Annotated in this window: 11 protein-coding genes and 1 pseudogene; 6 read left to right on the top strand and 6 right to left on the bottom strand. The window is 43.6% G+C overall.

Going from position 1 to position 9,888, the window contains the following annotated elements; all coding sequences use genetic code 11:
• Positions 1-366: 366 nt before the first annotated feature.
• From Q0625_RS07090 to Q0625_RS07075, 4 genes are all read right to left on the bottom strand, one after another.
• On the bottom strand, positions 367-1,290 hold the full coding sequence (locus Q0625_RS07090) for an HlyD family efflux transporter periplasmic adaptor subunit (RefSeq protein WP_298825100.1): 924 nt from the start codon (positions 1,288-1,290) through the stop codon (positions 367-369).
• Between the two features lie 57 nt (positions 1,291-1,347).
• The gene (locus tag Q0625_RS07085; RefSeq protein ID WP_298825097.1) at positions 1,348-2,604 is read right to left on the bottom strand and encodes a TolC family protein; all 1,257 of its coding nucleotides are present in this window, start codon (positions 2,602-2,604) and stop codon (positions 1,348-1,350) included.
• A 104-nt stretch (positions 2,605-2,708) separates the two neighbouring features.
• Positions 2,709-3,320: a TetR/AcrR family transcriptional regulator gene (locus tag Q0625_RS07080; RefSeq protein WP_298825094.1), complete on the bottom strand. Its 612-nt coding sequence runs from the start codon at positions 3,318-3,320 to the stop codon at positions 2,709-2,711.
• A 106-nt stretch (positions 3,321-3,426) separates the two neighbouring features.
• Entirely contained in the window at positions 3,427-3,843 is a 417-nt protein-coding gene (locus Q0625_RS07075; RefSeq protein ID WP_298825092.1) for a hypothetical protein, read from the bottom strand.
• 270 nt (positions 3,844-4,113) lie between these two features.
• Between Q0625_RS07075 and Q0625_RS07070 the strand changes: the two genes are divergently transcribed.
• From Q0625_RS07070 to Q0625_RS07060, 3 genes are read left to right on the top strand one after another with little or no spacing between them, the layout of a single operon-like run.
• Positions 4,114-4,701: a Uma2 family endonuclease gene (locus Q0625_RS07070; protein ID WP_298825090.1), complete on the top strand. Its 588-nt coding sequence runs from the start codon at positions 4,114-4,116 to the stop codon at positions 4,699-4,701.
• Entirely contained in the window at positions 4,698-6,374 is a 1,677-nt protein-coding gene (locus Q0625_RS07065) for a formate--tetrahydrofolate ligase (RefSeq protein ID WP_298825088.1), read from the top strand. The genes Q0625_RS07070 and Q0625_RS07065 overlap by 4 nt, the downstream gene beginning before the upstream one ends.
• A gap of 36 nt (positions 6,375-6,410) precedes the next feature.
• Entirely contained in the window at positions 6,411-6,878 is a 468-nt protein-coding gene (locus Q0625_RS07060) for a LytTR family DNA-binding domain-containing protein (protein WP_298825085.1), read from the top strand.
• Positions 6,879-6,942: 64 nt separating this feature from the next.
• Here Q0625_RS07060 and Q0625_RS07055 read toward each other — a convergent pair whose 3' ends face one another.
• Positions 6,943-7,188 carry a hypothetical protein gene (locus Q0625_RS07055; protein WP_298825082.1) on the bottom strand — a complete coding sequence of 82 codons (246 nt, stop codon included), beginning with the start codon at positions 7,186-7,188 and terminating at the stop codon, positions 6,943-6,945.
• Positions 7,189-7,342: 154 nt separating this feature from the next.
• A complete protein-coding gene (locus Q0625_RS07050) occupies positions 7,343-7,483 on the bottom strand; it encodes a hypothetical protein (protein WP_298825079.1) in 141 nt (46 codons plus the stop codon).
• A 275-nt stretch (positions 7,484-7,758) separates the two neighbouring features.
• On the opposite strand from Q0625_RS07050, the gene Q0625_RS07045 reads away from it, so the two are divergent.
• The 3 genes and pseudogenes from Q0625_RS07045 to Q0625_RS07035 all read left to right on the top strand — a co-directional run.
• On the top strand, positions 7,759-8,352 hold the full coding sequence (locus Q0625_RS07045) for a hypothetical protein (protein ID WP_298825077.1): 594 nt from the start codon (positions 7,759-7,761) through the stop codon (positions 8,350-8,352).
• A 33-nt stretch (positions 8,353-8,385) separates the two neighbouring features.
• Positions 8,386-8,931 (top strand): hypothetical protein, encoded by a 546-nt coding sequence (locus tag Q0625_RS07040; RefSeq protein ID WP_298825075.1) that lies wholly within the window; start codon positions 8,386-8,388, stop codon positions 8,929-8,931.
• Positions 8,932-9,046: 115 nt separating this feature from the next.
• Positions 9,047-9,888, top strand: a pseudogene (locus tag Q0625_RS07035) (hypothetical protein); the annotation flags it as partial.

Here is a 9,888-nt window from a genome sequence, read left to right as displayed (position 1 = left end):
CTCAATATATTGTGATGTCGCGCAAAAGTCCACTCAAAAAAGGAGTCATTAGTGAGAAAGACTACTATAAAAACTATGGTAAGCAGGGCGAAAACCGTTGCTATTACTTTGTCGTATTTCTTTAACATAGGGTTGTATTTGTCAGTTAGTAGGCCACAAAAAATATGCCAGTGGGAAATTCAGCGGTCACGACCGCTGAAATAAGTCAGGTATTCTTCTTGACTATAGAACACTTATCTCACCCTTTTAAAGACGCAATAAATTGCGTCTCTACCCTGACGCATGCCAAGAAACGTTCTCTTAGCTTCACTCACATACCCAGCTCCAAATATTCGCTGGCTTTACTTTTTACCTTTTACTTTTTACCTAAAATAGAACTTCTCCATACATACCTATCTTGAGGTAGCCATCGTTTTTGACTTTTACTTTGATCGCATAGACCAGATTAGCGCGTTCGGACTTGGTTTGTATGGTCTTAGGGGTAAACTCAGCCTTGTCGGCTATATAGGTAAGGATACCCTCATAGGTACGTTTCTTGCCCTCTCCCGCATCGGTATGGACGGTTACGGGCTGACCCAATTTGATTTGGGGGAGTTGGTCTCCAGTGATGTAGGCTTTGAGAGTGAGGGTATCCATATTGGCAATCTTGTACAAAGGCTTGCCGAAAGTCTGCATTTCTCCCTTAAGGGCGTAATTGACCAAAACGGTACCTGCAATAGGGTTGATGATCTCACCTTGGTTGATTTGTACTTGGACAGCGTCGGCACTCTTCTGTAAGGGCGCTTCTTGGCTGAGCACATTGCGGTTCTGGCTATTGATGTTGGTAAGGCTCACCTTGAGTTGGTTTTCAGTTACGGCAAGCTGTTTGCGCAATTGGTCGGTCAGGGCGGTGAGGTCGTCCAACTGTTTTTGAGTAGCGGCTCCCCCTGCCACAAGCTGTTGCACACGAGAGAGTTCGCGTTGTTGCTGGGCAAGCTGCGCTTTCTGCACCTCATATTGGCTGCGTATGAGTGCTACTTGATCCGAGGGATTTAGCGTCTTTTCCTTTAGGGAGGAGATAGTGGCTTCCACCTGCTCCTTTTGGAGCTTTAGGGCTTCCACATTGATTTGTCCTACCTTTTCCCCCTCTTGGAGGGTCTTACCTTCTTCTACGGCGTAAGACAAGAGGCGGCCATTTTGTTCGGCTGATACAATCACCTCATCGGCAGTAAAATTACCAGAGGCATCAAAAGTGTTTTTGGAAGTGCAAGCACCTAGGAAAAGGAGGCTTGCGAGGTATATTTTCTTCATTAGGTTCTAGGTTTTAGGTGTTGGGTTCTAGGTATAAGCTATATCATTAGTCACTAGTCATTGGTAATTGGTCACTAAGTGTTGGTTTTCTTGTGCTTGGAGGAGCTGTATCTCGTGCAAGAGGAGCGTCTGCTTAGCGAGGTTTTCGGCATTGACCTTTTGGAGGTATTCGTGAGTGGTGATGATCCCGTTGTCTAGTTGTACTTGGGCGGCTTGAGCTACCGAGTGGCGTAGGGCAACACTCTCTTGGTCCTGCTCCATAAGGCGTTGGAGCTTGCTGATCTGCGTTTGCTGCTGGGTAAGATCCAGTTCGGTGCTCATGAGAAAAGCCTTGCGATCGGCCGAAAGTGATTCCCCTTGGAGGTGTAGGAGTTGTTTCCTGTTGGATAAGCTATACAGCGGGCTAAGATTCCACTGTAAGCGTACTCCTGCTATGTAATAAAAATCAAACTCGTTCTTGATAATATTGAGCGTGGGGCGACCATAGGCGCCTTGGAAAAACAGTCCTATTTTGGGCAAATATTCCGAGGTAAGTTGTCTTCTTTGAATATCCAATACCGATTGTTGTAGGTCAAACCCCTTTAACTCAGGGCGATGGTTGGCTGTACCAAGTGTAGTAGGTTTAGGTCGATTCAAAACCGTATCGGAAGGCAAGTCCTTGCCAATGAAAGTGCTGAGCATCTGAAGATACATTGCCTTAGTAGCTTCATATTCCGTACGCTGCATTGCAAGGCGTACCAATTCCGCTTTTAGCTCGGCCACATTGCTCGGTAAGGTAGTGCCATTTTTTAGGGCTACTTCTGCTTTCTCCAATTGGGATTGGACTGTTTCTACATTTAGTTGGTTTTGTGACAGCTGTGCATCAATAAGTAATACTCCAAAATAGAGATTACTCACCCGCTGCTTAAGGGCGTAGAGTTGAGTTTCTACGGCTTGGGCTTGTACCGCACTTTGGGCTTTGATAAGCTGCTTTTGAGCGCGAGTAGCCCCACCATTATAAAGGAGCTGGCTTACCTCACCCACTACTTTGTATTGGTCTTTGCTTACTGTAGGTAAGGTGATCGGCAGTGGCAACCGTCCGATAGACTCAGAGAAATCAATAGTTTCGGACTGGTAAGTAGCCTGTCCTGTGATACTAACTTGAGGCAAATAAGCCTTATTAGCATTGGCCAAAGTATAATCTTCGCTCCTGGTGATCAAGTCCAACTTCTGTACGGTTGGGTAGTGATCGCGAGCAAGACGGTAACAATCCTCCAAGGTAAGCACCTGCTGTGCAAATCCTACTATGGGAAGGAATAAGAGTAAATAACGCATCTTTTTAATTGTTAATTGTTAATCAGTATGTTTAACCAATTGGTTAATATATAGGTAAAAAAATAGGGTTGCTTTTACAAGAGCATACGCCTCACCTACTTCCCTTATACAGACTTTGCCCCTACAAACAACATAGCCTTGATCCACTGGGGAATCAATTTTTTTCGCTCAAGCATGAGGGCTTTGTACGCCTCTTTGTCGGTTCTGGTTAGGGCGGTAAAGATAGGCTGAGCGATGAAGGGAAATATCACTAAACTGATCACGTTAAGCACAGTGTGTATAAGGTTGGGGTCAGTAATTCGCCCTTGTGCTACAGCTTCGGCGTATTGGCGGGCTAAGACTGAGTGCTCTAACGCCTGAAGGATAGGAGTATTGGCAACAAAAGGCTCAGGATTAGTGCGTACCTCGTTGAACATAAAAGTCGGTAATTCAGGTTCTTCCAAGAGCAAGTCTATATAATTAGCCACTACTTGTTCTATTTTTTCCTCCAAGGAGGTATTTTCATTATTGAGTATAGTCGACACCCCTTTGAAGAAGAAAGTCATGGTCTCCAACATCACAATTCCAAAGAGCTTTTCCTTGCTACGGAAATAATAATTGACCATCGCATGGTTGATGCCCGCTTCCTCAGCTATATCTCGGGTGCGGGTACCTGCATAGCCTTTCTGATGAAAGACCTTGCGGGCAGCAGCTTTGATTCGTTCTTCACTATTCATTGTTCACTATTCACTTATTCGGGGGCAAAGGTACATCAAATATTTGGATTAACCAAATGGTTAATTTTATTTTTTAATTAGCTAATTTGTCAATTGATTCATTGGTTCATTGGCTAATTTTATATCTTTTTCTTGTTATAGCATCAAAAATAGTTCCATAAATCAGGAATAGAACAAGCAGTATTACCCATAGAATAGGTGTTGTCAACGCCAAAGAAGCGTTTCTATCTACCATGGAAAGGTCTCCCCTTAGGACACTTTCCATAAGTGATTGCTCATAATAGGCAAAAACAGTCCCTGAAAAACTACTCATAATCCCCCAAAGAGCGAATCGGTAGACCCATAAAAACCCTTTATAGCATAAAAAATAATACATAGGTAAGAACAATAAGACTGCTACTATAACCCAACTGCGATTCAGCCCCATGGTTCTGCTGAAATAGGAAGGGGCATAGCCTATATGGGTCGCTACAATAAATAACAACCCCCATAAGAGGGCACTTATTTTTCCAAAATGCTTCATAGTTAGGAGGTAGATAATAGAGGATAACTGCCAATGGGGGGCAAATATACTAAAAAATCAAGTAATCTCAAAAGAAAAAATTTACTTTTTATCATAGGTGAATACTATTACCGTTACAAGACTAATGCTTATTTTTCACCGACCATTTTTACCTAACTATAAACTATGGCATGTCTGTTGTCTTCTGCTTACTAATGGCTGAAAATTTATCATTAATCATTTGTCTTTTGTTATTAATATTCGTACATTTGCCCTTTCAATCCCAATGAAATGACCATTACCAGCCTCAATCAGTTAGACCTAAACCATGGAGGGTATACCTATGCCGACTACCTATTATGGCAGTTAAAGGAACGGGTGGAGCTACTGCGTGGGCGTATCTTTAAGATGAGCCCTGCTCCTACTATTATCCACCAAAGAATCTCTATGAGGCTCTCAGGAGAGTTCTATAATTTCTTCAAAGGGAAGCCTTGTGAGGTTTTCACCGCTCCCTTTGATGTCGTCCTTCCTAGCGCCGACGGAAAGGAGGATAATGTAGTTCAGCCCGACCTATGTGTGGTATGTGACCCTGAGAAATTGGCCGACGGCAAACGCTGCTTAGGAGCACCCGATCTGGTGATTGAGATTCTTTCCAAGGGCAATTCCCAGCGCGACTTAGACGACAAGTTCCACCTATACGAACAAGCGGGGGTAAGTGAATACTGGATCGTACGTCCTACAGATAAGGAAGTGAATATCTTTGTCTTAGACCAAGGCCGTTACCGAGGCCTTGCCCCTGTGGTGGAGGGGAAAGAAATCACCTCGGTAAAGTTCCCTACTTTGAGTATACATACAAATGATATTTTTGATCAATTATGAGTTTCCCAACAGATCTTGCCATAGCGCAACAAGCCCACATGCTACCCATTAGAGAGATAGCCAAAAAGTTAGATATTACCGAGGACGATATAGACCCTTATGGAAAGTACAAGGCAAAGCTGCCTTTGTCCTTGATAGACCCTAAGAAGATTGCCCAACACAAGCTCATTTTGGTTACTGCCATTACCCCTACTCCTGCAGGAGAAGGCAAGACCACCGTGAGCATCGGTCTTACTGAGGGGCTGAACAAGATAGGCAAGAAAGCCATCGCTGTTCTTCGCGAGCCGTCCTTAGGCCCTGTCTTCGGTATCAAAGGAGGGGCAGCAGGCGGAGGCTATTCCCAAGTGGTACCCATGGAGGACATCAACCTACATTTTACGGGCGACTTTGCCGCTATTGAGCGCGCCAACAACCTCTTGGCGGCCATAATAGACAATAATATACAAAGCAAAACCCATTCCATAGGTATAGACCCTCGTACAGTGGTATGGAAGCGTGTGATGGATATGAACGACCGTGCGCTACGCCATATTGTGGTAGGCTTGGGCGGCGCTACCCATGGCATTCCCCGCGAAGATGGGTTCAATATCACCCCTGCTTCCGAGATTATGGCAATCCTCTGCTTGGCAGAGAACTTTTCCGATCTTAAGCGCCGTATTGGCAATATCTATGTAGGAAAGAAGTATGACGGCACTCCCGTTTTTGCCCGCGACCTCAAGGCAGTAGGGGCTATGGCACTGCTACTGAAAGAGGCTATCAAACCCAACCTTGTACAAACCCTTGAGAATAACCCTGCTATCCTCCACGGAGGACCTTTTGCGAGTATCGCTCAAGGTACCAATACCGTACTGGCTACCAAGTTAGGGCTTTCCTTAGGCGAGTATGTGGTTACTGAAGCTGGTTTTGGGGCAGATCTTGGTGCTGAAAAGTTCCTCAATATCAAGTGTGTATCGGCGGGACTTGCTCCCCATGCCGTAGTGGTCGTTGCTACTGTACGCGCCCTACGCCACCACGGAGGTGCTAGCAAAGAGGAGTACAACACCCCTTCCTTAGAACGAGTGAAGAAAGGTATTGCCAACTTAGAAAAACACATAGAAAACGTACAATGCTTCGGACTGAAAGCGGTAGTGGCTATCAACCACTTCCCTCATGACAGTGAGGAGGAAATTGCCTATATCCAAACCTTCTGCAAGGAACGAGGCGTGGAAGCGATTGTCAGCCGTGGCTTTAGCGAGGGTGGCGCAGGTACCCAAGAGCTTGCCCGTGCCGTAGTTGCCATAGCCGAAAGCGGAGAAAGTCACTTTACCCCCTTATATGACCATGCTGCTTCAGTAGAGGAGAAAATAAAAACCGTAGCCACTCGTATCTATGGGGCTAAGGGTGTAAATTATAGCGCCAAAGCACTGAGCCAACTCAAGCAAATCAGCAAATTAGGCTTTGACAAACTCCCTATCTGTATGGTTAAGACTCCTAAGTCGCTGAGCGATGATGAGAAGAAGTTGGCACGCCCTACTGACTTCGAGGTCACCGTTCGTGAGTTCGAGTTTGCCTCAGGGGCTGGCTTTATCATTCCTATCTTAGGTGATACGGTGCGTATGCCAGGTCTACCAAGTGTTCCTGCTGCTGAGGGTATGGATATAGATGATGACGGGGTAATCACAGGACTCAGTTAGTGACTAGTGACAAATGACTAACCACTAATGACTAAGATGCCTTTAAAAGAAATAACTCAGAAGATAGACCTATTTCTCGCTGCACTGCCCTCGGATTCGCTGGGGGCATGCAGGGAGCAATGGGCGGCATTCGTATGGGCGTATGCCGAGGATTATCATATCCAGCAACAACAAGAATTAGAGCGGCTCTCTGTAAAGACTGCCAAGGGCATAGAGTTCATTCCTATAGCCCATATCCTCTACTTGCAGAGTGACAAGGGATACACAACCTTTTTCCTTGAGGGAGGAGAGAAGATATTAGTCAGCAAAGTACTCAAGAAATATGAGGAGCTACTGCCCAGTTCCCAATTTGTACGTTCTCATCAGTCCTATTTGGTCAATAACCGCTATATCCGTAAGTACTACAAGGAGGGCATATTGGAACTAACTACAGGCGAACGTATTCCGGTGTCCGAACGCCGTAGGGAATATGTACAACAGTGGTTGATGAGGAGTGAATGCTGAATAGGCAAAAGAACCATTATGCTCTTCCCAATAATCAAGTGTATCATGGTAATCGTTTTTTGCTTCAATAGCCCATTTTATTTCCATATTTCTCTCTGGTTTCTTTTTGCAAATCCTCACTACTGATACTCATACCTTGTTGTATCTGCTCCCTTCCTTTTTCTATTTTCTGAATATCTTCTACAGTTAGTTCTTCAAAGAAATCCATCTCTTCACCAAAAGAGACCTCTGTAGCGATTCCTCTAAGAAATCGCTCTATATAAGGCACATCTGACTCTTGTACCTTTGCTTGTAATAATACGGTATTCATATATTCTTTATTAGGTATCAATGTTTTCACGCTGTCCATGTGCAAAAATACAAATTTAATTGTTATTTGTCAATTGTTAGTTGCTATTTTTAGTAGATACTCGCCTCATTAGCGCAAGCTTTCAGCTCGTGCCCCACTAACCTCTCTTCACGTTCTAAGAGAGCGCCACAAGTACCTTGCTATAAGGAAGCATACCCCGTAGTACGTCAAAACAATGATCATCCCCATTGCTGCATCTGTATATTTGGCTAAATAGGTATATCCAAAAGGCAAACGCCCACACTATCGCTAACACTTGCGCTCTTCTTGGTCAGTATCCTCACCCTTTAAGAGCACTATAAAAATACGATATATTTTTATATCCTATAAATCTCCCAACTACTTTTTTACCAGCTTATTGTGTTAAAATTTTTCACTCTCTTTCCCTACAAGGAATTTGAGACTGTTCTTTGTTTTTCGTTTTTTGCTTATTTTTAAGCGAATATTTACCCCCCCCCGCAAATATTGATTTTTTCGCCTACAAGTTTTAAAATTATTTATCTTTGCCAAATAATATAAAATTGTTAGATAATGAAAAAGTTATTAACCATGGTAGGGGTAAGCCTTGCCTTAGTTATAAGTAGCTGTAGTTCCCTCACGGGGAGCAAACTTGTCAGTGCTGAAGGATTGGAAAAAGCCAAAAAACTCTTAGAGAAAGATCCTTATACAGGCAAGGCTTTCACTAAAGTAATGCTTTGGGCAGGACAACCTTTGGAAGAGAATTTTGAATCCGTAACCGCTCAGTATTTTGATGAAAAGCAGGGCAAAGACATATCACAAAAAGCCTCCGAGGCAGGTCTTAGCTCCCCTGATGTTTCCACTGACGAACCTTCCAAAGCGGAAACCTTTACCCTCGCTGAAATTCCTTTTGACAAAGTACCTGCTCAGGTGGATAATATGATAAAGTTCCTAAGTTCACAATCTGAATTAGAAGAAATGGAAGGCTATATCGTGCATTCCCTTGTCTTTACTAAGGAAAACGGACAGATAAAACAAAAATATGAAATCCAGTGCACTAAAAAAGGGGAAGGAAAATCCGTAGAAGGGCGCAATATCGTAACCAATTATTACCAATTCCATGTAACACCTACCCCTGACGGACAATATGAAGTTAGTGAGTGGTAGTATATAAGATTGTTTCACTAAAATCAAACTAATATGAGTCAAGAAATTCCACAAAGTTTTCCTGCCTATTTTGAGGCGCATCCCGATCAATTTACCAAAAAAAATGATATCCCTAAGAAGGCTATTAACGGAATACTCTTTTTAGCATTCCTTGTTCTGATGATATATCCCCAAATCACCCCTGTAGGGGAACTATGGGTGTGGCGTATCATTGCTGCCATAGGACTAATATTCACCGCTTTAGGCTTCTATACAGCCCATGATTACTATAATATCCAAACCAACACGAAAATCAAAGCTAAGGGGCATAAAAAATTTGATTCTGGCCACACCACTGTGGAAGAGTTGGCACGCCTCTTAGAACAAGGGAACTACCAAGAGTTGGCAAACCTGCCTTCCAAGAACAACCAACCCTTACAGATGTTTTCTTGGGAGGACAAGGACAATAAGACTTTCTACATCCTTTTGATGAAGTATTTCTCCCCATCAGATTTCAGAGGAGTTACTCCTGTGAAAGTGGTCTCTGGTGCAGACTATGACCGCTATAAGACCATTATCAGCGCCATTGATGGATACTAAAATAGTGACAAGTGACAAATGACAAATTTTAGAAAAGTATTTAGTTTGTTATTTGTCATTTGTTTTTATTTTTGTACATTTGCGACGTAGAACAATTAATTTCTATCTTTAATTTATGACTTTATCCGACGCTAAAGAATATGTCCTCTATGAAGTGAGGAGAGAAAAGCGTATCACCCTAAGAAACCTTATTATCGTGGTGGTACTGATCCTTATAGGAATCTTCTTGGGAGTGAAGTACCTGCTGCCTATCCTAAGCCAACAGACTACCAATGTCCCTACCTATGTAAAATTCGTACTACCTTTGGCCTTGCTGCTCAGTGCCGCTTACCCTCTTATGCGAGTATGGAAAATCCTTAAGCGTGGTGAGCAAGTGGAAGAGGCTTTTTCGCTAATCTCCCAAGGGGAAGAATGCCGCATCGTAAGCGAGACTGACGATTACCTAACAGTCATTCCCTATGGCAAACGCTCTCGTATCCAAATGGATCCTATCGCTTACCTTGGGGTGATGATCAAGAATAAAAGCTATGTGTTGCCTGTCCATTTCCGTTCTGGTTCGGCCGAACTCAAGCGTGTCCTTATAGGTACTGACGAGGGCGCCTACAAGGAAGTGATGGACGAACTTTATAACAAACCGCAGTCCAATACCTTATTCGACAAGGCAGCAGTGAAAAGCCAAGCCGAAAGGGCTCCTATCACCCTAAAACCCGTAGCAGAGTTCCGCTCCTTTGCCGAAAAGGAATTAGCCCCTACCCTTGCCTCTATGGAGAAAGGGCGTAGTGCAAGCCATGGAATGTTCAAGACTTCTACTATAGTTGCTGTGGCTTTTGTGGCGGTGATGATGATCTTAGCCTTTACTGGAGTGCTCAATTTCTCCTCTCAAACAAGTGTACTGTACTTTATCATAGGTTTTGTGGTCTTTGGTTTCCTATTTAGCTTCGTCTCTATGCAACAGGC

The sequence above is a fragment of the uncultured Capnocytophaga sp. genome (genome assembly GCF_938029845.1).
GTDB lineage: Bacteria > Bacteroidota > Bacteroidia > Flavobacteriales > Flavobacteriaceae > Capnocytophaga.
This window is presented reverse-complemented; position numbering and strand designations above follow the sequence as displayed.